Source organism: Pseudarthrobacter sp. As-47, from assembly GCF_058215595.1.
In genome coordinates this window covers 1,029,719-1,050,802 of record NZ_CM177088.1, presented here as the reverse complement: position 1 = coordinate 1,050,802, position 21,084 = coordinate 1,029,719, and the positions used below count along the sequence as shown (strand labels likewise).

The following is a 21,084-nucleotide window of genomic DNA, read 5'->3' as shown; positions in this document are numbered from 1 at the left end:
GAACATCCTTGCCGTGTACATGTGGTCCGTGGCACTGCAATTGGCACATCCGCCAGGTGCCGTCAGACTGAAGGGATGCAAACCTTCCTCCCGTACCCTGATTTCCGGCAGAGCGCCGCTGCCCTGGACACCGCCAGGCTGGGCAAGCAGCGCGTCGAGGCGCTGCAGAGCCTGCGTGCCCTGGTGATTCCCGGCTACGGATGGCAGACCCACCCGGCCATCCGGATGTGGATGGGGTACGTGCCTGCCCTCACCATGTACGGGCTGGCAATGGTTGACGAGTGGACCAGGCGCGGGCACCCGGACAACACCCGCGCCAACATTGCGGAGTTCGCGCCGCAGGCAGCCCACCCGGACTATGCGGCGAAGATCCCCATGCCGCCGTGGCTTGGCGACCCGGATTTCCACCTGAGCCACCGCTCCAAGCTGGTCCGCAAGGAACCCAGGTTCTACACCCCGGTCTTCGCGGATGCGATACCGGAGATGGATTACGTCTGGCCCGAGCCGCGGCACGAGTTCCTGCCGCAGGAGCCCGAGGGTGAGATCCTGTGGATCCTGAGGTCCCCGCACGACGACGTCGATCCCCAGACGCTGGATACCGTGGCCCTTCCGCCGGTGAACGGGAGCCCCGCTGCCGCCGCTGATGCGCCGGGCGCGGACGGGGACTACTCCCCCGTGTTCGTCGACGACGGGTCCCGGCGCCCGTCCCGCCAGTCCCGCAAGGCACCGCCCAAGCAGCTGGTGAAGAAGCCCACCCGCAAGCGGCTGGCGCAGGAGGAGGCCTTCTCCACGCTTCCCGGAAAGACGCCCGTTGCCGTCCCGTTCGAGCACGGTGCGAAGTTCGCGGTGGGGCAGGTCGTCGGCCGGCCCATCACGCTGGAGGACGGCAGGTTCGGCAGGAACTTCACGGTCACCGAAGTCATCGACCGTTCCGCGTTCACCTACCCGGCGCTCCTCCAGGACCCGCGCGTGTTCTTCCCGGTGGAGGCACCGTAACCCATGACCATCCTCCTCGCCGGCTGTGGCGATCTCGGGACCGAAGCCGGACTGCGGTTCCACGCCCTGGGCCACCGCGTGGTGGGCTGGCGCCGCTCCCCCTCGAAACTGCCGGCCGCCATCGAAGGTGTCGCGGCTGACCTGGGCGCACCCGGACTGCCGCCGGTTCCCGCCGACACCACCGCCGTCGTCATAGCCGTCGCTGCCGATTCGCCCTCCGAGGACGCCTACCGCGCAGCCTATGTGGATGGATCCGCCCACGTCCTCGACGCCCTGGAACGCGACGGCGTGCAGCCGGGCCGGGTGCTCTTTGTTTCCTCCACGGCCGTCTACGGCGATGCCGGGGGCGGCTGGGTGGACGAAGACACCCCGACTGCGCCGGGCGGGTACTCCGGACGGGTCCTGCTGGAAGCCGAGCAGCTCATCCGGGACCGGTTCAGCGGCACGGACACCACGGCAACGTCCCTCCGGCTGGGCGGCATCTATGGACCGGGCCGGACCAGGCTGATCGACCAGGTCCGCAGCGGTTCCGCCGTTGTTCCCGGGGATATCCGGTGCACCAACCGCATCCACCGGGACGACGCCGCTGCTGCCATCGTCCACCTCGCCACGATGGCCGCAGGCCTGGCACCGACCTATCTTGGCGTGGACAACGATCCCGCCGATCTCGGTACGGTACTGCGCTTCCTCGCCACGGAGATGGGCCTCCCCGAACCCCCGGCGGGTGATGCCGGGCCGGCGCGGGGCGGCAACAAGCGCTGCCGCAACAGGCTCCTGCGCAGCACCGGATTCGCGTTCACCTATCCTTCATTCCGTGAGGGCTACCGGGCCGTCCTCGCCGGCACCGGGGTTCGCCACCCCTAGCTTCCGCCCGGCAGCGGGCGCCGGCGCATTGCGGCAGCTCGCGCTGGCGCTGCTCAGCCGGCGCAGACAGGCTGGGCTTCTACCGCTCCTACCGGCAGTTGCTGGGCCGGTCCATCCTGCTGGGCCTTGAACTGCTCGTTGCCGCTGACCTCCGGTAGGCTGCGCACGTGCACAACCACCCCAGCGCCGCTGCCCTTTGGCCCGATCCGCCTGACCTGCCCCTGCCGACCATCATGGACCAGCGCTGGCTTGACGCAGTTTTCCTGCATTGGCGGATTCCGGAATCATCCGCGGCCCGGTTCATGCCGCCGGGGGTGGAGCCGGACGTTTTCGACGGCTCTTCCTGGGTGGGCCTCATCGGCTTCCGCATGAAGGGCGCCGGGATAGGGCGCGGCCCCGGAATTCCGTACCTGGGCAGCTTCAACGAGGTCAACGTCCGGCTCTACTCGCGGGAGCCGGACGGAACCAGGGGCGTGGTGTTCCTGAGCCTTGATGCGAACCGGCTTCCCGTTGTCCTGGCTGCCCGGCAAGCGGGGATACCTTATGTGTGGTCCCGCATCCGGTCCTGGGGAACACCGCCTGGAGACGAGGGCGGCGGCCCCAGCGGCTACTCCGTCAGCCGCTTCCGGAGAGGCGCATCCAGCCGCTTCAGCGTCATTCCGGACCCGCGCTCGGTTGCTGGCGACCCCCTGTCCATCCACGTCACAGCACGGTTCGGACTGCACAGCAGGTTCCACGGGCGGACCATCCACATCCCCAACACCCATGAACCCTGGGCGCTACACAAGGCCGATGTCCACGAGCTTCACGATGGCCTCATCAGCTCCGCCGGCATCGAGGTGGGCGGCCCGCCGGAATCGGTCCTCTACTCCCCCGGCGTGCGGACCCAGTTCGGCTGGCCGAGGGTTGTGACCGGCGCTCACGGTTAAGGCGGGGAGCAAAGCCAAGGCCGGGAAGTCAGGCGTCCTGCCAGCCCCGGCCTTCGCTGAATGTGGCAACAAGCGTTCCAACCCCGGCCTGGAGAGAGTTGGACGGGTCAAAAAAGAGGGACCCTTCAGAGGCGCGGCTGTGGAGGATCAGCTGCTCAGCTTCAAGTTTCGCCTCCGGAACGGTGGCTCCGAGGATGCCGGTCCTGGCCGGCAGCTCCGTGGTGTGCACGGTCTCAGCACCGGTCTCGGACAACGGGATGGTGGTGCCGGGGTTGATCTCGTCGTGGGGAAAATCGAACCCGGTGTCTTCGGCTGCCGCAGGAATCGTGTACTCCAGGAAATACGTCATGAAACCACCTTTGCAGAATCCCCCCGGCGCCGAAAGCCCACCCGCACAGAGGGGTTCGCAGGGGCCAACAGGAGCCAACGCGGCGTCTTCCCACGTCAAGCGGGCGCTCCTATACTTGCCGGATGATGATGTCGCTGTGGTTTGGCGTCATAGCATCCAGTGCCCTGGTTCTGGGTGCCTTCATCGGCGTCCGGTTCGAACTTCCCAAGCGGCTGCTGGCCATGCTCCTGGCCTTCGCCGCCGGCGCCCTCATCACCGCCCTCGCTTTCGAACTGTTCGAGGACGCCTACGAACACGGCGGCATTATCCGCGCCGCCCTTGGCCTGATGCTGGGCGCAGTGGTGTTCACGGTCCTGAGCGCTTTGCTGGACCGGTGGGCGCAGGCCGGAGACCTGAAGCGCGCCAAGGCGGCTGACGAGGTCCAGGGCAGCGCCAAGCTCGACACTGACGCAGCGGCAAGCGACAAGCGCCCCACCTCAGCGTCCACAAGCGGAGCGGCCGGCCTGGCCCTGCTGGCCGCCGTCACCCTGGACGGCGTCCCGGAAAACCTGGCCCTTGGCATCTCCCTGGGCGAAGGAACAGGCGGTCTGGCGCTGCTGGCCGCAATCTTTGTCTCCAACTTTCCTGAAGCGCTCGTGGGTTCAGCCTCCATGCGGAGCCAGGGCCGGTCGGCCGGCAGCATTATCGGGCTTTGGGTGGCCTGTGCCGCCCTGCTGGTCATCGCCGTCGTGCTCGGCGCCGGGCCCCTGTCCGGGACCGATCCGGAAGCAATATCAATACCGCTGGCCTTTGCCGCCGGGGCTGTGATCGCTTCCCTGGCGGACACCCTGATGCCGGAAGCCTACGAACACGGCGGCCCCGCGGTGGCCCTCAGCACTGCGGCGGGCTTTGTCCTCGCGTTCGTCCTGTCGCTCGCCTGAGCCCCCACAAAACAGCTACTTGCCCAGGCCGGCCTTCCGCAGCGCCTCTGCCATGGCTGTGTTGAGGGGAGCTTCCTTCTTCGCAGGCGCGGGAGCCGCAGGGGAACGCCCGGGCGAGGGCGCCTTTCGGGCCGGGCCGCCACCCTGCTCCCTGCCGCGGCCCGGGTTCTGCGGGTTGCCGCCGGTGCGCCCTGTGACCGCGCGTCCGGCAGCGGGTTCGTCGTCGAGCCGCAGTGTCAGGGAGATCCGCTTCCGGTCCGGGTCGGCCTCCAGCACTTTGACGCGGACTACCTGGCCGGACTTTACCACTTCCCGCGGATCGGAGACGAAGCGGTTCGCCATGGCGGACACGTGCACCAGTCCGTCCTGGTGGACGCCCACATCCACGAACGCGCCGAACGCCGCAACGTTCGTCACGGTTCCTTCCAGCACCATCCCTGGTTTGAGGTCGGAAATCTTCTCAATCCCGTCTGAGAAGGTTGCGGCCGCAAACGCGGGACGCGGGTCCCGTCCCGGTTTGTCCAGCTCGGAGAGGATGTCCTGCACCGTGGGCAGGCCGAACGTCTCGTCCACGAAGTCACGGGGGTCCAGGGAGGAGGCCGGAGCCGACCCCGCTGCCGCCCGGATCTTCCGGGCTACCGCATAGGACTCGGGATGGACGCTGGAGGCGTCCAGCGGCTCCGCTCCCCCGGTGATCCGGAGGAAGCCCGCGCACTGCTCGAACGCCTTCGCACCCAGCCGCGGCACCTTCTTCAGGTCAGTGCGCCTGGCGAAGGGCCCGTGTTCGTTCCGGTAGGCCACGATGTTTTCGCTCAGCAAGGGTCCGACGCCGGCCACGCGGCTGAGCAGCGCGGGCGAGGCGGTGTTGACGTCCACGCCCACGGCGTTCACGCAGTCCTCCACCACCGCGTCCAGGCTGCGGTCCAGCTTCGAGGCTGTCACATCGTGCTGGTACTGGCCCACGCCAATGGATTTCGGATCGATCTTCACCAGCTCGGCGAGGGGGTCCTGGAGGCGGCGTGCAATGGACACTGCACCGCGCAGCGACACGTCCATGCCCGGCAGCTCCGCCGCAGCCAGTGCCGAGGCGGAATACACGGAGGCGCCCGCTTCCGAGACCACCAGCTTCTGGGGTTTGCGGTCCACCTCCGGCAGCCGCTTGATCAGTTCGGCGGCGAGCTTGTCGGTTTCCCGGGACGCCGTGCCGTTACCGATGGCCACAAGTTCGACGGCGTGCTGCCGCGCCAGCCGGACCAGCGTGGCCAGTGCTTCGTCCCACTTCCGCAACGGGGCGTGCGGGTACACGGTGTCGGTGGCCACGACCTTGCCGGTGCCGTCCACCACGGCCACTTTGACGCCGGTCCGGAGCCCCGGATCCAGGCCGAGGGTTGCCCGGTTCCCTGCGGGGGCGGCCAGGAGGACGTCCCGGAGGTTCGCCGCGAAAACGCGGACGGCTTCGTCCTCCGCGGCGGCGAACATCCTGCCGCGAAGGTCGGCCGTCAGCCGGGACAGCAGGCGGGAACGCCACGCCACCTGCGCGGTCTGGATCAACCAGGAGTCGGCGGGACGTCCCCTGTCGGCGACCCCGAGGCACCTGGCCACCGCTGACTCGTAGCGCGTGCGTGCGGCGGCAAGGGCGGCGTCGTCCTGTGGATCTGCCTCGGCAAGGTCCAGCTCGAGGACGCCGTCCTTTTCCCCGCGCAGCAGCGCGAGGACCCGGTGGGACGGCATGCCCGCAGGCGCCTGGGCGAACTCGAAGTAGTCAGCGAACTTCTGGCCGTCGCTTTCCTTCCCCTTCTTCACGCGTGAGACCATGCGGCCCTGCGCCCACAGGCGCTCTCGCAGGTCAGCGGCCAGGTCCGGATCCTGGGCCACCCGCTCCACCAGGATGGAGCGTGCCCCGGCGAGAGCCGCTGCGGCGTCGGTGACGGCGTGTTCGGGGTTGAGGTACTTGCCGGCTTCGCGTTCCGGGTCCAGGTCCGGCCGCTTAAGCAGGGAGTCTGCCAGGGGTTCAAGGCCGGCTTCCCGCGCGATCTGCGCCTTGGTCCGCCGCTTGGACTTGAAGGGCAGGTAGATGTCCTCCAGCCGGGACTTGGTGTCCGCCGCGAGGATGGCCTTCTTCAGCTCCGGCGTCAGCTGGCCCTGTGCGTCAATCGCTTCCAGGACGGCACGACGGCGGTCGGCAAGTTCGCGGAGGTAGCGGAGCCGTTCGTCGAGCTCACGGAGCTGGGTGTCGTCCAGCGTCCCGGTGGCTTCCTTGCGGTAGCGGGCGACGAACGGCACGGTGGATCCGCCGTCGAGCAGTTCAACGGCTGCCTTCACCTGCCATGCTTTGACGCCCAGCTCGGTGGCGATCTGGGTATGGATGGCATCGTCCGTTGTCGGGGAGGCGGACGGGGCGGAAGGGGCCTGCGGCAGTTGAGTCACCAGAACATCTTGCCTTACCGGATTGCGCGGCTCCACTGCTGGGGCGCGAGTCCGCTCCACCCAGGTTGTTCCGGGCAAGGGTATTCCGCTGCCGCCGGCAAAGTGCTGTAGTTGAGGTGCCGTCACAGGCACCCAATGCTCGAGGAAGAGGCCACCATGAGGGAACTGCTTATCATTTTTCAGGAGGGGTTCGACGAGGCAAACATCACCGTGACGGTTAACGGGAAGCAGGCGCGGCGGGATATTGGGGTCTCCACCAATCCGATCCTTGGCATCGCCAACGAGGTGTCCGTTGAGCTGCCGGCAAAAGGCGCGCAGGTGGGTGTGGAGGTGACGAACCGCGGCCTGAAGGCCATCACCAAGGTGAGCGGCAGGCCGAAGAGCGTGCTGGTTTCGATCGAGGACGGCAGGCTTGTGATGAAAGAGGGAACCGGCAGGGAGGCGCTGCTGTAGCGGGTTAAAGCAGCCCAAATATGGCCCTAGTAAAAGTCCATTCGCTGGAGTACGATCTGATCACCGCCGGCATCCTGGAGGACCCGGCGGGCCAAATCTCCAGAGTTTGAGCCAAAGGCCGTCGGATGGCCTGCGGCGCCCGCTGCCGGGACAGCACACCGCGCAGCCAACGACGGCGGCACCCAGGCCGGGTGCCGCCGCCGTCGTTAATTTCCGTCCTAGTTCTGGTAGGCGGGGTAGTCCGTGTAGCCCTCCGCGCCGTCCGCGTAGAACGTGGAGGGGTCCGGCTCATTGAGGGGAAGGCTTTCCTTCCAGCGGCGGGCGAGGTCCGGGTTGGCGATGGCGGGGCGGCCCACCACTACGGCGTCGGCATGTCCGTCGTCCACCAGGGCTGCTGCCTCGTCGCGGGTGGTGATCACGCCAAAGCCGGTGTTGACCAGGAAGGTCCCGCCGAAACGGACCCGGAGGTCCTGGACCAGGTCACCCGCAGGCTCGTGGTGCAGGATGCTCAGGTAGGCGAGGTTGAGCGGGGCGATGCTGTCCACCAGCACCTCGTAGGTGGCGCGGACGTCAGCGGCGTCGGTCTCGGCGATGCCCTGCACGTTGTGCTCCGGGGAGATGCGGATGCCGACGCGGTTGGCGCCCACGGCTGCCACCACCGCGTTGACCGTTTCGATGACGAACCGGGCACGGTTCTCGGGTGAGCCGCCGTAGCTGTCGTCCCGCACGTTGGAGTTCGGCGCCAGGAATTCGTGCAGCAGGTACCCGTTGGCCGAGTGCAGCTCCACGCCGTCGAATCCGGCCTCGATGGCATTGAGTGACGCGTTGACGAATTCCTGGATCACCATGGGAAGTTCGTCCGTGGTCAGGGCATGCGGCACCGGGTAGGGCTGCTTCCCCTGCGGGGTGCGGACGATGCCGTCAATGGCGACGGCGCTGGGGGCCACCAGCTCGAGCCCGCCGGTGATGTCAGGGTGCGATACCCGTCCGCCGTGCATGATCTGGGCGAACATGCGGCCGCCTTCGGCGTGGACGGCGTCGGTGACCTTCTTCCAGCCGGCAACCTGTTCCTCGGTGACGATGCCGGGCTGGCCGGCGTAGGAGCGGCCAACCCGGGTCGGGAACGTTCCTTCGCTGACGATGAGGCCCAGGGACGCGCGCTGGCGGTAATGCTCTGCGACAAGCGGACCGGGGACCCCTGCCTCACCTGCGCGGAGCCTCGTCAAGGGTGCCATGACCAGGCGGTTGGGAAGCTCAAGTTCGCCGAGGCTGAGGGGGGAAAACAGCATGCGCGGTTCCTTTCGAAGGCTGAAGACGTACTGCCTTGGCCAACCGGGATACTGCAGCAACTATTCCTGTTGCGATGGGAATCACAGCAGGTGGACGGCGGGCTGCGGGGCCTTCGGCCGCCGCCTACCTTGCAGCCCCGGGGCAGCCCTGGCCCTCGGGGTTGGCGTTGCAGTCGTCAGCGTAGTTGCGCGTCAGCGAGCGCCACACACTGATGGTTTGCGGAGGAGCGCTGAACTGGCCCTGGCCGGGAATCGGCAGGGGCGGCCCGGCATTGACCGAATAGGTTCCCTGGAAGGTGGTGGTCAGCACAACCTGGAAGTCACCGGTAGCCCCGTAGGCGTGGCTCGTCCGGGTCTTTTCGCCCCACCGGTCCTGGGGCAGCGGCCCGCCCATGGAAGGCTGGGGTCCGAACACGGTCCCGTCGCCGTAGTTCCACGTGTACTGGAATGGGGTGGCCACGATGTGCACCTGCTGCCCGAACATGGTGACGTCGAACTGCTGCTCGGCTGCCTCCGCGTAGAAGTTGGTCTCAGCACCCCGCAACGTGTGCGGGCTGGGTTGTGCCACCACTGTTCCAGCATTGACCGGCAGGCTCTGGAACTCTCGCTGGATGTCAGCTGCGATCCTGGGCAGCAAGTCCTCGGGCCTGGCGTCGAAAAGGCACGTGGGGCCGGAGTGATGAGCCCAAACAGCGCCGGGCACACCTCGGGGGCGGGAGAGCCAGGTGACGGGAATGCCCTCTTCACCGTCTGGCCCGTTCTTGCACTCCAACTGGCGGGCAAGGCAAGGAGTATCAAAGTCTCCCCCACCGAGGTGGCACTGGAGTTCGTACTTGTACTCATTCGGGTCGGTATGGGCAGTGCCTGGTGCTGCGCGCGTCAGTTGGCCAGTATTTTCGTCGATGACCCACTGATCTGCGCCAACCCCGAGACCTCTCTCCTCATAACCCAGAGAAATATCAGCAACCGCGACGGCTGTAGTAATCAACAGCAAAAGCAAGGTCATGCATAGAACTTTGAACAACCTGGCTTTCATCCTGCTACCTGATCAAACCGAGGTCAGTCATTATCCATCCCGTGCCTCCATATGCAGCGGCTGCACGGCTTCCCGTATTGCTAGCGGCCGTAGGAGCTTGGTAAAGACTTCCGTCCGGTTTTCTTACTTCAATTGTCCCCTGCAGTACCTGGACAACGGCGTGCGGTTCTACCCCAGATTCCATGTTGACCGTGATGGCAGGAGTTTCAATTTTTCCTCCGGAGACCCAACGGCCCTCAGCCCAAGCTTCCGATACTCCGTCCCTCAACCCTTTGCAGAAGACACACCCGGGGGCGCTGATCTCCATCAGTCTTTCCGTTTTGCCGGTTTCGAATGCGTAGTTGAGCGTGGCATACCAATACCGTACAAACGCCTCCAGCCCCTCTTTCGTCTCCGTCTTCGCCACCTCGGGCAGCACCGGGACGGGAACGTTTTGGGCGGGGCCGGAGGCGTCGGCCGGCTTGTACACGGCGGTGGGTGTCGGGGTCGGGGTGGACGGAGGGCTGGACGTGGCCGAACCCGTCGGCGTGGAGGACACGGCACCGGGATCTGCGGGGGCTCCACCCGCGCAGCCGGCCAGCATGAGTGCCGCAGCAACAGCAGCACCGGCAGCAGCTGACCGGATTCCCCAAGGCGTGGAGACGTTCATTGATGTCATGGGCCGCTAATCCCCCAGTAGTTTCAAGACGGCTAACTCCGGACAATGACTTAAGGGTAGCCCAGGTCACATTTCACCCATCAAACTTATCCACAGCTACCGCCAATGGTTTATCACCACAGAAGCCCTGAAAGACGTCATAAAGGGAGCCGGCGCATGAATGCGCCGGCTCCCTTCCCTCAAAGCCCTTTCCCGTGACCAGGCGAAGCTACTTTTGCGGAGGCAACACCAACTCCCCTGTCTTGTCCGTGGACAAGGCGAGCGACGAGACATACTGCGGGCCGCCGTTGGGCGCGTCCTTCGCCGACCGCACCATGTCCGGACGCTCAAACTCAATCCCCGTGACGTGGCAGAGGAGCTTGGCGTCGCTGGGGTTCCCGTCGGCGTCGAACATCGGCAGGTCGATGCCGTCGTCGGTGCGGCGGAGGTAGTACCGTCCGCGGGTGGCCAGCGCCAGCACCGGCGGAAGGACCAGGGCAAGGCCCACCGCGAAGATCGGCGAGAACGGCTGGATCGCGGAGCCAAAGGCACCAAAGAACACGGCAATCGAAATTCCCGCGGAGGCGAGCATCGACACAAAGCCCACCGGGTTCACGGCATACAGCATGCCCCGCCGGAATTCGGGGACCTTGGGGGAAATCTTCAGCAGGTATTTGTTGATGGCGATATCGGACGCCACCGTGACAACCCAGGCCATGGCGCAGTTGGCATAGAAGCCCAGGATCGTGTTGAGGAAGTCGAACATGTTGGCTTCCATCAGGACTAGGGCAATGGCCAGGTTGACCACCACGAACACCATGCGTCCCGGATAGGTCTTGGTGATGCGGGTGAAGCTGTTGGTCCAGGCCAGCGAACCCGAATACGCGTTGGTGACGTTGATCTTGATCTGCGAGATGACCACCAGCACCACGGCCAGCGTCATCGCCAGCCAGGCCGGCATCATCTCCCGGTAGACGCCGAGGAACTGGTGCACCGGCTCATTCGCCGTGGCAGACGCCGCCGGGTCCAGGGTCGCGATGAGGTAGATGGCGATGAACAGGCCCACGATCTGCTTGATCGCGCCGAAGATCACCCAGCCGGGTCCGGCCAGGATGACCGCCCGCCACCACGCCCCCTTGTTGGCTTCGGTGCGCGGCGGCATGAACCGGAGGTAGTCGATCTGTTCGGCAATCTGTGCCATCAGGGACAGGCAGACGCCGGCTGCCAGCATCACCGACGCAAGGTTGGGGCCGCCGTCGCCCGATTCGCCCGTGTACGCAAAAAAGGTGTTGATGCTCTCCGGGTGCGAGACCAGCAGGTATCCCACCGGCACCACCATCAGCAGCAGCCACAGTGGGGTGGTCCACACCTGCAGCTTGGCCAGGGTGTTCATCCCGTAGATCACCAGCGGAATGATGATCACCGTGGAGGCTGCGTACCCCAGCCACTGCGGAATGCCCAGGCCCACTTCCAGGCCCTGCGCCATGATGGAGCCTTCCAGGGCGAAGAAGATGAAGGTGAACGTCGCGAAGATGACGTTGGTGACCACCGACCCGTAGTAGCCGAAGCCGGAGCCGCGGGTGATGAGGTCAAGATCGATGTTGTACCGCGCCGCGTAGTATGCCAGCGGGAAGCCGGTGGCGAAGATGATGACGGCGGCAACCAGGATGCCGAGGATGGCGTTGACCGTCCCATAGGCGATCCCGATGTTCGCGCCGATGGAGAAGTCCGCCAGATAGGCGATGCCGCCCAGCGCACTGGTTGCCACCACCCCCGCGCTCCACTTGCGGTAGGAGCGTGGTGCGAAGCGGAGCGTGTAGTCCTCCAGGCTTTCCTTGGTGGCGTTCAGCGCTGCGGCGTTGCCCGCCGCCGGGGCCGCTTGAGCGCTTCCGACGACGGTGGCACCAGGCTGTGCCGGCGGGTCCAGCAGCTGCGTTGTCTCTTTGTCATTGCTCATGGAATTGCGTCGCTTTCGTGTCTAAGGGATCTGATGCGACGCTATACGGCACGAACGACAGCCCGGTCACGGGCTTGTTTCAGCGGCGTTAAGCCTTGACTGCTGCTGTAAACAAAAGCAGTTACCGCCCATTGTTGGCCTTCCACAAAACCGGCCGCACCTGCCGGAATTACTGTCGGAAAGGAGATCACAACCGAAAGCAAGGACGGCGATGACAACCATTACCCGCACCACGGAATACCCCATCCTGGAGACGGCCCGGCAGCAGGTCCTGGAGGGTGGAATCGGCCTCACGGAAGCGCAACTGCTGGAGGTTCTGCGCCTCCCCGACCCCGCAGTCCCCTCCGCGCTGGAGCTTGCCCACCAGGTCCGCCTCAAGCACTGCGGGGAGGACGTGGAGGTTGAAGGGATCATCTCCATCAAAACCGGCGGCTGCCCCGAGGACTGCCACTTCTGCAGCCAGTCAGGCCTCTTTGACTCCCCCGTCCGCGGCGTCTGGCTGGACATCCCGGAACTGGTCAAGGCCGCCAAGGAAACGGCCGCCACCGGAGCCACCGAATTCTGCATCGTCGCCGCCGTCCGCGGACCCGACATCAAACTCATGAACCAGATCAAGTTCGCCATCGACCGCATCAATGAGGAAGTGGACATCAACATCGCCTGTTCCCTGGGCATGCTCACCCGCCGCCAGGTTGACCAGCTCGCCTCGTGGGGAGTGCACCGCTACAACCACAACCTCGAGACGGCGCGGAGCTACTTTCCCCAGGTTGTCACCACCCACAGCTACGAGGAGCGGCTGGAGACCTGCGCCATGGTCAAGGACGCCGGCATGGAACTGTGCTGCGGGGCGCTGATCGGCATGGGCGAATCACTCGAACAGCGTGCAGAGCTGGCCGCGCAGCTGGCTGCCCTGGAACCGCACGAAGTGCCGCTGAACTTCCTCAACCCGAGGCCCGGCACGCCGCTGGAAAACCAGGAACTGATGGACGGCAAGGACGCCCTCCGCGCCATCGCCGCGTTCCGGCTGGCCATGCCCCGCACCGTCCTCCGGTACGCCGGCGGCCGGGAGCTCACCCTCGGCGATCTCGGTACCCGCGAGGGGCTGCTGGGCGGGATCAACGCGGTCATCGTCGGCAACTACCTCACCACCCTGGGCCGTCCCGCCGCCGCCGACCTCAACCTGCTGGTGGACCTCAACATGCCCATCAAGGAACTCCAGAAGACCCTATGATCCCCACCCGCTCAACCAGCTCAATCATCGGGAGCTTCTGCGGCCACTGCGGCGAGTTGTATCCGAAGGAAACGTTCGACGGCGGGAGCGCACCGCCGTCGAACGTCCTCCAGACGGGCGATGGGCAGGTGGCGGCCGCCCCTCACCAGGAGTGCGCTGCGCGGCTTCAGCTGGAACCGCCGCGCTATTGCGGCCAGTGCGGACGCCGCCTCAAGGTCCAGGTGTCACCCCACGCCTGGACGGCCACCTGCTCACGCCATGGAACCACCGCCTCCTGACCCAAAGTTCACCAAACCCTCTGGCGCGTTTCTACATAACGTAGAAGAATGGCTTCATGATGTTTGAACATGTGGATGGACAACCCGTACTGGAACTCGACGACGAGCAGTCCTGGCGTCTGCTGGAGGGCACCAAGCACGGAAGGCTGGTGGTGTCCGTCGCGGGAGAACCGGACATCTTCCCGGTGAACTACGTCACGGCCAACCGGAAAATCTATCTCCGGACGGCTCCGGGCAACAAGCTGGCCCAGTTGACCATCAACTCCACTGTTCTGTTCGAAACGGACGGCATCCTCTCGGAGGAAGCTTGGTCCGTGGTGCTGCGGGGAAAAGCCCGCGTCCTCAGCAACTCCGCGGAACTGGCAGCAGTGGAGGAGCTCGGACTGAAGACCTGGGTGCCCACCCTGAAGGACTTCTACGTGGAAATTGAGCCCACCTCCGTCAGCGGCCGCCACTTCGAATTCGGAGAACAGCCGGAACGCGAAATCTAGGAGCTCCTAGACTGAAGGCATGGCGGACAAGCTCACTCCCGAGCGGCGCAGCTGGAACATGTCCCGGATCCGGGGCAAGAACACCAAGCCGGAACTGCTGGTGCGCAGGCTCCTCCATGCCAAGGGATACCGCTACCGGCTGCACGGAAAAGCCGGCGCCACCCGCCTGCCCGGCAACCCGGACCTGGTGTTCGCCGGCCGCCGCAAAGTAATCTTCGTCAACGGCTGCTTCTGGCACTTCCATGACTGCCGCGTGGGCCTGCACGCGCCCCAGGCCAACGCCGAATTCTGGGCTGCCAAGCGCAGCCGGACCCGCGAACGGGACGCCCGCCAACGCCGCCTGCTGGAGGACGCCGGCTGGCAGGTGCTCACCGTGTGGGAATGCGAACTCAAGGACAGCTCCGCGCTGGAATCAGAGCTGGTGCGGTTCCTGGAGACCGGCCGCTGAATCGCCGCTCCTGCGTGCCTGCCCCAATGAGGATTCGCCGCTTTTAAGGCATCTTGAGCGAATCTTTCGGCATTCCCGCCGCGGTTCTTGAGTGCCGGCCGGAAAGATGGATGGGTTCAAATCACGGCAATCACAACAGAAATTCCTGGCCCCGCTGCAACCGCTCCCACTGTTGGAACGGTGCGGAAAATCAAGGGAGAAAACTATGGGCCCACGGATTAGGGGTAAACCCGCAGTCTCATCAAGAAACCCACAATTCTGTTTCCAAAACCCGTCGCGCGAAAGCAACGCCCCTAACCTGAAGTGAAACAAATGCCCCACATAACCGCCCCCTTCCAGGAAGGGACTGTTCCCGCCGAAAGGACCGTCATGAGCGCCGCAGATGATGCCCCCCGGCCCTTGGTGGACCAGTCGGTTCTCGACCGGTTGAGGGAGGAACTGGAAGAAGAAGAGGGGTACTGCAGGGTCTTCGTGGGGAACTTCATCGAGTACCTGCCGCACCGGATTGGACGCCTCCGGCTGGCGCTGACCACGGGAGACCTGGAGGGTTCAGTGGACGCAGTCCTCAGCCTGAAAACCTCCAGCCAGATGGTGGGCGCCGAGCGGCTGGCCGGCCTGGCCATGGACCTGGAGGGCGAGCTCCGCAACGAGGCCCGCCACTCGGATGTGGCAGTCGTCCTGCCGCAGCTGGCCGCCGCATTCCTCCGGCCCATCAACCTGTGCAGCCGGCAGACCATGCACCGCCTGCAGTCTCAGTGCTCGCCCGGAGCCAGGCGGTAACCAACGCCGCGGACAGTCTGGAGCCAGCGCGGCTTCTGCGGTGAGTCGCCCAGCTTCTTGCGGAGGTTGCCCATGTGGACCTCGACGGACCGTTCGTCCGCCTCGCTAATATAGCTGCCGACGTCGTAATCCTCGTCCCGCAGCCGGCGCACCAGGTCGGACTTGGTCCGGACCGTCCGGCCCGCTTCCAGGAGGGCATGCAGGAGTTCGAACTCCGTGCGGGTCAGGTTCATTTCCTTGCCGTCAACAACCACGGTCCTGGACGCGTAGCTCAGCTCCAGCCCGTTGTGGCTGAAGTTCCCCCGTTCAGGGTGGACGGCTCCGCTGTCGGCTGCGGCATCTCCTGGCATGGCTTCAGAAGGATCGGCGACAGAACGGGGGCGGCGCATCATCGCGGCGATGCGGGCGCGGAGCTCCCTGGGGCGGAACGGTTTGGTGAGGTAGTCGTCAGCTCCGGACTCCAGCCCGATCAGGGTGTCCAGCTCCTCGGTGCGGGCCGTGAGCATCACAATGTACGCGTCCGAAAATTCGCGGATCTGGCGGGACACCTCAAAACCGTCGATGTCCGGCAGGCCGAGGTCCAGGGTGATGACGTCAGGGTTGAGGGTCTTGGCCACGAGGACACCTTCTGCCCCGCTGCTGGCCACGCTTACGTCGAACCCGGCCTGGGACAGCACGGTGCGTACCAGTTCCCGGATGTCGTGGTCATCCTCGATGACCAGTCCCACTCGTGCATCACTCATAGCGCCCCCTCAGCAGCCAACGTCTGAAGTATAGCTGGCTGCCGATATCCTGCTGGCATGGCCTCACACACTCCGCCCCGCAAGTTCCGTGCCATGGACCACCCCGTGGCCTGGTCCTCGGGCAAGCTGAGGTTCTTCCGGCGGCCCTTCCACGAGTACCGGCTGACGGACCGGGTGGCGTTGAGCCAGATGCCGCTGTTCGTGACGACTCTCCTCACGGCATTCCTGGTGTGGGCGTTCTTCCCCGTCACTATGGACAACCCGCTGTTCGTGGCCTTCCTGGTGTCCCAGCTGGTGATCATGGCCCTCTGCTACCTGGTCCCGTGGGACCGGCTGCCGTACACGAGTTTCCTGATCATTCCGCTGCTGGATTTTGTCTCCATAGCCGTGGGCCGGGAGGGAGGCGGCCAGGAAAGCCTCACCGGAATCAGCCTGCTGGCCGTGTTCCCGGTGATCTGGCTGTGCGCGTCCGGGTACTACCCCCGGACGTCCCTGTGGCTGTCCTTCGTGGCCCCGCTTGCCATCATCTGGGTCCCGCTGCTGCTGAAGGGGAACCCGACGCCCCAGGACCTGGCGCGGTCCCTGCTCCTTCCGGTCATGATGCTCGGCATCGGTGTGTCCGTCAGCGTGTTGACGCTCAGCATGACGCGGCAGCAGCGCGCTCTTGAGGAGAAGGACGCCCAGCTGCAGGACAACCTGGGCACCAGCCAGCGCCAGGGGGCGCTCCTGAACACCATCCTGGACACCGTCCATCTGGGAGTCCTGGCAGTCGATGCGGACGGGAACGACGTCCTGATGAACAGGAGGCAGCGGGTCAACCACGAGCTCGCCCGGCCCAAGGACATTGCGGATCCGAACGAGTCCCAGCTGCTGGTCTTCGGGCCGGACCGCGTGACGCTGGTTCCCGTTGAGGAGCGGCCGGTCCGCCGCGCCGTCCTCGGGGAAACCTTCACCGATTACCTTGTGTGGCTGGGCTCCGGCCGCGACCAGCGCGCCTTCGTGACCACCGCGCGGGCCATGAAGGACAACGACGGCGCGTTTGCCGGTTCCGTGATTGTCTTCAGCGATGTGACGGACCTCGTGAACGCCCTGACGGCCAAGGATGATTTCGTCTCCAGCGTCTCGCACGAATTCCGGACGCCGCTGACCTCGATCCTGGGCTACGTTGAAATCCTGCTCGCCGAAGAGCCGGAGGACAGCCAGCGCGACATGCTGGACATCATCCGCCGGAACTCCGAACGGCTCCTCACGCTGGTGTCGGACCTGCTGTCCAGCCGGAACGGCCAGCTGATCGTGACGCCCCAGGCCGTGGACGTGGCAGAACTGGTGCGCTCCAGCGTTTCCTCCGCCATCCCACGCGCGGCGGCTTCGGGAGTGGCGCTTGAGGCTGACACCCCGGACCGGCTGGAGGCCCACGTGGACGGGCCCAGAATCGCGCAGGTGCTGGACAACCTGGTGTCCAACGCCATCAAGTACTCCCCCGACGGCGGCAGCGTGATGGTCTCGCTCGCGCAGGAGGACGGGCACGTGGCCTGCCGGGTCACCGATACCGGCATGGGCCTGAGCCCGGAAGATGCGTCTGAGGTTTTCGCCAAGTTCTTCCGGGCCAGCAGTGTCCGCCGGACAGCCATCCCCGGGGTGGGGCTGGGCCTGCCGATCAGCAAGGCGATCGTTGAGGCCCATGGCGGTACCATCGAGGTGGACAGCGCCCTAGGCGAAGGGACAACCTTCACGTTCCGGGTTCCGGTCTAGTCGGGGCGGGTGGGGACTACTTCTCCCCATGATTGCCGTGCGAGCTCCCGCACTGAGGCGAGGATGTCCGACGGCGGCCGGGACAGGTCCAGCGGAAATTCCACAATGTCGATGTCCGTGTTGAGGATGCGGCGGAGCTTTACCTCGCCGGCGCCGGCGTACACAAGCCAGGCTGTGGGCACAGCCAGTGCCGTGCAGTGCCCCGGCATCTGGTAATGGTCTGCGGTCAGGGAAGCGCCGGGATCAGTGGCCGCCCTGTATTTGGCGTTGTACACCGCCACGGGCCGTCCGCCGAGCAGGTGGACAGCGTCCGGCCGCACCGAGAGCCTGTCCGCGTCGTTCACTGCCTCACTCAGGAGGGTGCTGAACTGGAGCCGGAGTTCCCCGGGGTAGGCAGCCATCGCCTCACGCAGCGCGGTGCCCACAAAATCCCCAAACACCTGGACCATGTCCACCACAAAGGAGGCGGTCTGCTGGGTTCCCTGCCCGGCCTCGGCGGAGGCATTGCGCAGGATCAGCTCAGCCAGGCGCAGCACCGCGTGGTAGCGGAGGTTCATGCGGTTTGCTTTCCACCGGGGCAGCGGTGCTCCTGCCGGGAGGCGCGTAACGGCGTCGAGCTTTCCCTTGAGCTGGCGCAGCCGGCTCAGCACCTCGGGGCGGACGCGCGGCACCTGGCCCATCCGTTCCAGCGCGGCGCGCAGGATCCGGTTCTCGGCAATGTCCTCGGTGAACTCGTCGTAGGACACCTCCAGGGGCACCAGCATGCCGGGCCGCCGGGAAATCTGGTCCGAAATCCTGATCCGTCCCTTGACCGTCCGGAGCGATTCATCCACGGTGAGATAGCCCTGCAGGACGCCGCGTCCCAGGGCACGTTCGGCCTTGCGCCAGCGACTCCGCCAGCGCGCTCCACAGCTCCCGGTCCTCCACGGCTGAGACCGAATCGGGGCGGAAGCCCTGCTCGCCGGCGTAGCTGAGCAGGAACAGGAGCCGGCTGAGCCCCAGCCGGTCCTTGGGACGCACGTCGAGCTGTACCGTGGCCGTGCGCACCGAACCCACGTTGCCCACCGGCTCGATCCGGTACAGCCCAAGGCCCATGGGTGATGCCTTGGCCAGGCCGCTGGAATTCAGGAAGGACGCGCTGGCCGGGTCCAGCCGCTCCACGATGCCGCGGGACAGTTCATCCAGCACCAGGTGCCGGACAGACGTGCCGGGGTCAGCGGGCCGCAAGGCGTCCCAGCAGCTGGTCCAGCCCGAAGCGCTCCTCCAGCTGCGCCCGGGTCAGCTGGCCGTGGTAGTGCTCCTCCAGCAGCGGCATGAGCTCGTACTTCCAGATCCGGCGGAGCCCGGCGGGGGTCTGGGCGGCGGGCTTCATGAAGTAGGACGGGCCAATCATCAGGTCCCGGTCCCACTCGTCAATCGCACTGTTCAGGGCATCCAGCAGCAGCGCCGGCGTGAGGTCGAGCTGCCGGGCCTGGAGGAACCGCAGCAGGGAGCCCTTCACAGGCTCGGTCTGCGGGTGCAGCTCGATGAAGGAGAACCGGCGGCGGATGGCGGCGTCCATCATGGCGATGGAACGGTCTGCCGTGTTCATGGTGCCGATGATGTAGAGGTTGTCCGGCAGCGTGAACGGCTCGTTGGGGCTGTACTGGAGGTAAATCCGGTCGTCCCGGTATTCCAGCAGGAAGTACAGTTCGCCGAACACCTTGGCCAGGTTGGCGCGGTTCATCTCGTCGATGATCAGGAAGTACGGCTTGTTTTCGTTGCCGGGCTTCGCCGCTTCCTCCGCGAGCCGGCGCAGCGGCCCCGCCACCAGCTTGAAGGAGACCTGGCCTTCGTCGGTCTTGTCCGGCCGGTATCCCTCGAAGAAGTCCTCATACGCGTAGGAGGGGTGGAACTGGACCAGCTTGACCCGCTCGTCCGTGGTGTCATCCGCCAGTTCGGCGGCGAGGTGCTTGGCCAGGTAGGTCTTGCCGGTCCCCGGCGGCCCATACAGGACCAGCTGGCGGTTCTCCTCCAGCAGCTCGGCGATCTCCTGGAGCGGCTCGAGCTCCATGTGCAGCGAGTCGGCGAACTCGCGGGTCAGCGGGCGGAAGCCCTCCTGGACGGGAGGCACGACGGCGGCCGCTTCAGCGTCGCCGTCGGGCTCTGTTTCCGCTTCGGCCGGCAGGAGCGCCTGCAGCGCCTGCACCACCTTGGTAACGTCCACGACGATTCCGGCGGTGGCCAGCTGCCGCTGGACGTGCCGCGGCAGGCTGGTGGTGGTGTGTCACTCGTCGAACCAGCGGACCTTGCGGCGCAGGCGCCGGTTGTCGTCGTTGTGTTCGGGCTCCCCGAGCACCACCCCCAGGCTCACGGTGCCGGCGTGCTGGTACAGCACCACGTCCCCCGGCTTCATGACCGTCAGGAAGGCAAAGACAGCAGTCTTGGTGTCCTCCCGCTCCACGTAGCCGAGGTGCTTGTAGTCCTCGTCCACGGCGTGCTGGACCAGCCCTGCGGTAACGCCGGGGTCCAGCAGGCGGAGATGTTCGACGTCGAGGGTCGCCTTCTCCTCGCCCTGCCAGGCTGTGAGGAGCTCGGTGTTGTCGCTGTGCGTGCGCAGCAGCCAGGCCCGCCGGCCGGGGTCGCCCACCTTGCGCCACTGGCTGACGAGCTGGCGGGAGTACCAGTCGATGCGCTGGCCGGCCTGCTCGTCAAGGTGAAGGCGGATGCGGTGGATGTCAGCGGTGACGTCCTCTTCGGTGTTCCCCTTCGCGCCGCCCACCAGGGAGGCAAAGGCGTCCCGGATTTCCTGCCGCTCCACATCGGCCACCACGGGCTCGCAGTAGCTCGGCCAGGACAGGAATTCGATGCTGCGGCGGATGGCCGGCTGGTCGTCCGGCGTTCCCGCCGCCAGCCGATGGAAGTTAAGCGGATCCTGCAGCGCACCGGTGATAACCGCCGGCGGCTGCTGGTCCACGTGCTGCACGAACCGGCACAGCCACTTCAGGTGGTCCCAGATGGTCCAGTTGAACTCCGCCGTCCGGTCCCTGATCACGCCGTGGTCCGTCATTCCCTGGTAGAGCTCACCCGGCAGCTCCAGCGGAGGCTCCAGCCAGGACGCGGCCTCTGCGACGCGGGCACGCTTGACCTTCAGCGACTTCACCTCGTGCGCCAGGGGCAGCGACTGCAGGAACAGCAGTTCGACGGCCAGCTGCTTCGCTTCCCGGGACGCACCCTCAAGGTTCCGCCGGAGGTTGGTCATCATGGGGGCCTTGGGGTCCGGCGTGCCCCGCTCCAGCCGCTCCAGGAGCTCGGCCGCAGCCTCCGACGTCCACGTCAGGGTCCGGCCATCCAGGGCCGACGGCTTCCCCAGCAGCCCCGGGCCCAGCACAAACCAGGCCGCGTCCTCGATCTCCCGTGAGATGCCGAGGGCGCGGGTCATGGCAGCAGGGGAGGCGGGGGTCATGCCTCCAAATTTACAGGGTCCAGCTGGACGGGCCCTTAAAGGTCGTACGCCCCCGGCAG

At 66.0% G+C, this 21,084-nt stretch carries 20 protein-coding genes and 3 pseudogenes; 14 read left to right on the top strand and 9 right to left on the bottom strand.

All coding sequences use genetic code 11. The features are described 5' to 3' along the window. Positions 1-75: 75 nt before the first annotated feature. The 4 genes and pseudogenes from AC4BCK_RS04905 to AC4BCK_RS04890 all read left to right on the top strand — a co-directional run bounded on the left by AC4BCK_RS04905 (position 76) and on the right by AC4BCK_RS04890 (position 2,789). Positions 76-996 (top strand): MSMEG_6728 family protein, encoded by a 921-nt coding sequence (locus tag AC4BCK_RS04905; protein ID WP_251423752.1) that lies wholly within the window; start codon positions 76-78, stop codon positions 994-996. A gap of 3 nt (positions 997-999) precedes the next feature. Continuing rightward, a complete protein-coding gene (locus AC4BCK_RS04900; protein ID WP_363938552.1) occupies positions 1,000-1,860 on the top strand; it encodes an SDR family oxidoreductase in 861 nt (286 codons plus the stop codon). A gap of 71 nt (positions 1,861-1,931) precedes the next feature. Then, a pseudogene (locus AC4BCK_RS04895) lies at positions 1,932-2,012 on the top strand (DUF1622 domain-containing protein); the annotation flags it as partial. 15 nt (positions 2,013-2,027) lie between these two features. Then, complete coding sequence (locus AC4BCK_RS04890; protein ID WP_435875194.1) at positions 2,028-2,789, top strand: YqjF family protein; 762 nt, start codon at positions 2,028-2,030, stop codon at positions 2,787-2,789. A 28-nt stretch (positions 2,790-2,817) separates the two neighbouring features. Here the strand turns inward: AC4BCK_RS04890 and AC4BCK_RS04885 are convergent, their stop codons facing one another. Continuing rightward, positions 2,818-3,138: a hypothetical protein gene (locus AC4BCK_RS04885; RefSeq protein ID WP_174175930.1), complete on the bottom strand. Its 321-nt coding sequence runs from the start codon at positions 3,136-3,138 to the stop codon at positions 2,818-2,820. 122 nt (positions 3,139-3,260) lie between these two features. Here AC4BCK_RS04885 and AC4BCK_RS04880 point away from each other — a divergent pair, with 122 nt between their 5' ends. Further along, positions 3,261-4,058 carry a ZIP family metal transporter gene (locus tag AC4BCK_RS04880; RefSeq protein WP_251423771.1) on the top strand — a complete coding sequence of 266 codons (798 nt, stop codon included), beginning with the start codon at positions 3,261-3,263 and terminating at the stop codon, positions 4,056-4,058. A gap of 15 nt (positions 4,059-4,073) precedes the next feature. On the opposite strand, the gene AC4BCK_RS04875 is transcribed toward AC4BCK_RS04880, so the two are convergent. Further along, positions 4,074-6,485, bottom strand: a complete 2,412-nt coding sequence (locus tag AC4BCK_RS04875; protein WP_490566653.1) for a Tex family protein — start codon at positions 6,483-6,485, stop codon at positions 4,074-4,076. 135 nt (positions 6,486-6,620) lie between these two features. Here AC4BCK_RS04875 and AC4BCK_RS04870 point away from each other — a divergent pair, with 135 nt between their 5' ends. Beyond that, positions 6,621-6,938, top strand: coding sequence for a hypothetical protein (locus AC4BCK_RS04870; RefSeq protein ID WP_104186219.1), 318 nt, complete (start codon positions 6,621-6,623; stop codon positions 6,936-6,938). Positions 6,939-7,156: 218 nt separating this feature from the next. Here AC4BCK_RS04870 and AC4BCK_RS04865 read toward each other — a convergent pair whose 3' ends face one another. Both AC4BCK_RS04865 and AC4BCK_RS04860 read right to left on the bottom strand, forming a co-directional pair. Beyond that, positions 7,157-8,227, bottom strand: coding sequence for an alkene reductase (locus tag AC4BCK_RS04865; protein WP_400601251.1), 1,071 nt, complete (start codon positions 8,225-8,227; stop codon positions 7,157-7,159). Positions 8,228-8,351: 124 nt separating this feature from the next. Then, complete coding sequence (locus tag AC4BCK_RS04860) at positions 8,352-8,798, bottom strand: hypothetical protein (RefSeq protein ID WP_490566652.1); 447 nt, start codon at positions 8,796-8,798, stop codon at positions 8,352-8,354. A gap of 108 nt (positions 8,799-8,906) precedes the next feature. On the opposite strand from AC4BCK_RS04860, the gene AC4BCK_RS04855 reads away from it, so the two are divergent. Continuing rightward, on the top strand, positions 8,907-9,239 hold the full coding sequence (locus tag AC4BCK_RS04855; protein ID WP_490566651.1) for a hypothetical protein: 333 nt from the start codon (positions 8,907-8,909) through the stop codon (positions 9,237-9,239). Positions 9,240-9,267: 28 nt separating this feature from the next. Here AC4BCK_RS04855 and AC4BCK_RS04850 read toward each other — a convergent pair whose 3' ends face one another. Beyond that, entirely contained in the window at positions 9,268-9,681 is a 414-nt protein-coding gene (locus AC4BCK_RS04850; protein ID WP_377086734.1) for a DUF6318 family protein, read from the bottom strand. Here AC4BCK_RS04850 and AC4BCK_RS04845 point away from each other — a divergent pair. Next, a complete protein-coding gene (locus AC4BCK_RS04845) occupies positions 9,605-9,931 on the top strand; it encodes a hypothetical protein (protein ID WP_490566942.1) in 327 nt (108 codons plus the stop codon). The two genes, AC4BCK_RS04850 and AC4BCK_RS04845, sit on opposite strands and share 77 nt — an antisense overlap. A 198-nt stretch (positions 9,932-10,129) precedes the next feature. Here AC4BCK_RS04845 and AC4BCK_RS04840 read toward each other — a convergent pair whose 3' ends face one another. Next, a complete protein-coding gene (locus AC4BCK_RS04840; RefSeq protein ID WP_490566650.1) occupies positions 10,130-11,857 on the bottom strand; it encodes a purine-cytosine permease family protein in 1,728 nt (575 codons plus the stop codon). 211 nt (positions 11,858-12,068) lie between these two features. Here AC4BCK_RS04840 and bioB point away from each other — a divergent pair, with 211 nt between their 5' ends. The 5 genes from bioB (at position 12,069) to AC4BCK_RS04815 (ending at position 15,085) form a co-directional block, all read left to right on the top strand. Next, complete coding sequence (gene bioB, locus AC4BCK_RS04835; protein ID WP_363938815.1) at positions 12,069-13,088, top strand: biotin synthase BioB; 1,020 nt, start codon at positions 12,069-12,071, stop codon at positions 13,086-13,088. After that, the gene (gene bsaP, locus AC4BCK_RS04830; protein WP_174175697.1) at positions 13,085-13,366 is read left to right on the top strand and encodes a biotin synthase auxiliary protein BsaP; all 282 of its coding nucleotides are present in this window, start codon (positions 13,085-13,087) and stop codon (positions 13,364-13,366) included. The genes bioB and bsaP overlap by 4 nt, the downstream gene beginning before the upstream one ends. A 56-nt stretch (positions 13,367-13,422) precedes the next feature. Continuing rightward, positions 13,423-13,857, top strand: a complete 435-nt coding sequence (locus AC4BCK_RS04825; protein ID WP_066273926.1) for a pyridoxamine 5'-phosphate oxidase family protein — start codon at positions 13,423-13,425, stop codon at positions 13,855-13,857. A 19-nt stretch (positions 13,858-13,876) separates the two neighbouring features. Beyond that, a complete protein-coding gene (locus tag AC4BCK_RS04820; RefSeq protein ID WP_174175945.1) occupies positions 13,877-14,305 on the top strand; it encodes a very short patch repair endonuclease in 429 nt (142 codons plus the stop codon). Between the two features lie 369 nt (positions 14,306-14,674). Further along, positions 14,675-15,085, top strand: a complete 411-nt coding sequence (locus tag AC4BCK_RS04815; protein WP_174175947.1) for an Hpt domain-containing protein — start codon at positions 14,675-14,677, stop codon at positions 15,083-15,085. Here AC4BCK_RS04815 and AC4BCK_RS04810 read toward each other — a convergent pair. After that, positions 15,058-15,828 (bottom strand): response regulator transcription factor, encoded by a 771-nt coding sequence (locus AC4BCK_RS04810; RefSeq protein ID WP_174175949.1) that lies wholly within the window; start codon positions 15,826-15,828, stop codon positions 15,058-15,060. The genes AC4BCK_RS04815 and AC4BCK_RS04810 overlap by 28 nt on opposite strands. A 93-nt stretch (positions 15,829-15,921) precedes the next feature. Between AC4BCK_RS04810 and AC4BCK_RS04805 the strand changes: the two genes are divergently transcribed. Further along, positions 15,922-17,580, top strand: a complete 1,659-nt coding sequence (locus AC4BCK_RS04805) for a sensor histidine kinase (protein WP_363938912.1) — start codon at positions 15,922-15,924, stop codon at positions 17,578-17,580. Here the strand turns inward: AC4BCK_RS04805 and AC4BCK_RS04800 are convergent. Then, positions 17,577-18,807 (bottom strand): annotated as a pseudogene (locus AC4BCK_RS04800) (5-methylcytosine restriction system specificity protein McrC). The gene AC4BCK_RS04805 and the pseudogene AC4BCK_RS04800 sit on opposite strands and share 4 nt — an antisense overlap. Continuing rightward, positions 18,794-21,025, bottom strand: a pseudogene (locus AC4BCK_RS04795) (McrB family protein). The pseudogenes AC4BCK_RS04800 and AC4BCK_RS04795 overlap by 14 nt, the downstream one beginning before the upstream one ends. Positions 21,026-21,084: the final 59 nt, after the last annotated feature.

What these genes read in the sequence shown, in the direction of transcription:
- AC4BCK_RS04905 (WP_251423752.1), top strand. Translation starts at nt 76, where the DNA reads ATGCAAACCTTCCTCCCGTACCCTGATTTCCGGCAGAGCGCCGCTGCC.
- AC4BCK_RS04900 (WP_363938552.1), top strand. Translation starts at nt 1,000, where the DNA reads ATGACCATCCTCCTCGCCGGCTGTGGCGATCTCGGGACCGAAGCCGGA.
- AC4BCK_RS04885 (WP_174175930.1), bottom strand. Translation starts at nt 3,138, where the DNA reads ATGACGTATTTCCTGGAGTACACGATTCCTGCGGCAGCCGAAGACACC.
- AC4BCK_RS04880 (WP_251423771.1), top strand. Translation starts at nt 3,261, where the DNA reads ATGATGATGTCGCTGTGGTTTGGCGTCATAGCATCCAGTGCCCTGGTT.
- AC4BCK_RS04870 (WP_104186219.1), top strand. Translation starts at nt 6,621, where the DNA reads ATGCTCGAGGAAGAGGCCACCATGAGGGAACTGCTTATCATTTTTCAG.
- AC4BCK_RS04865 (WP_400601251.1), bottom strand. Translation starts at nt 8,227, where the DNA reads ATGCTGTTTTCCCCCCTCAGCCTCGGCGAACTTGAGCTTCCCAACCGC.
- AC4BCK_RS04855 (WP_490566651.1), top strand. Translation starts at nt 8,907, where the DNA reads ATGAGCCCAAACAGCGCCGGGCACACCTCGGGGGCGGGAGAGCCAGGT.
- AC4BCK_RS04840 (WP_490566650.1), bottom strand. Translation starts at nt 11,857, where the DNA reads ATGAGCAATGACAAAGAGACAACGCAGCTGCTGGACCCGCCGGCACAG.
- bioB (WP_363938815.1), top strand. Translation starts at nt 12,069, where the DNA reads ATGACAACCATTACCCGCACCACGGAATACCCCATCCTGGAGACGGCC.
- bsaP (WP_174175697.1), top strand. Translation starts at nt 13,085, where the DNA reads ATGATCCCCACCCGCTCAACCAGCTCAATCATCGGGAGCTTCTGCGGC.
- AC4BCK_RS04825 (WP_066273926.1), top strand. Translation starts at nt 13,423, where the DNA reads ATGATGTTTGAACATGTGGATGGACAACCCGTACTGGAACTCGACGAC.
- AC4BCK_RS04820 (WP_174175945.1), top strand. Translation starts at nt 13,877, where the DNA reads ATGGCGGACAAGCTCACTCCCGAGCGGCGCAGCTGGAACATGTCCCGG.
- AC4BCK_RS04815 (WP_174175947.1), top strand. Translation starts at nt 14,675, where the DNA reads ATGAGCGCCGCAGATGATGCCCCCCGGCCCTTGGTGGACCAGTCGGTT.
- AC4BCK_RS04810 (WP_174175949.1), bottom strand. Translation starts at nt 15,828, where the DNA reads ATGAGTGATGCACGAGTGGGACTGGTCATCGAGGATGACCACGACATC.
- AC4BCK_RS04805 (WP_363938912.1), top strand. Translation starts at nt 15,922, where the DNA reads ATGGACCACCCCGTGGCCTGGTCCTCGGGCAAGCTGAGGTTCTTCCGG.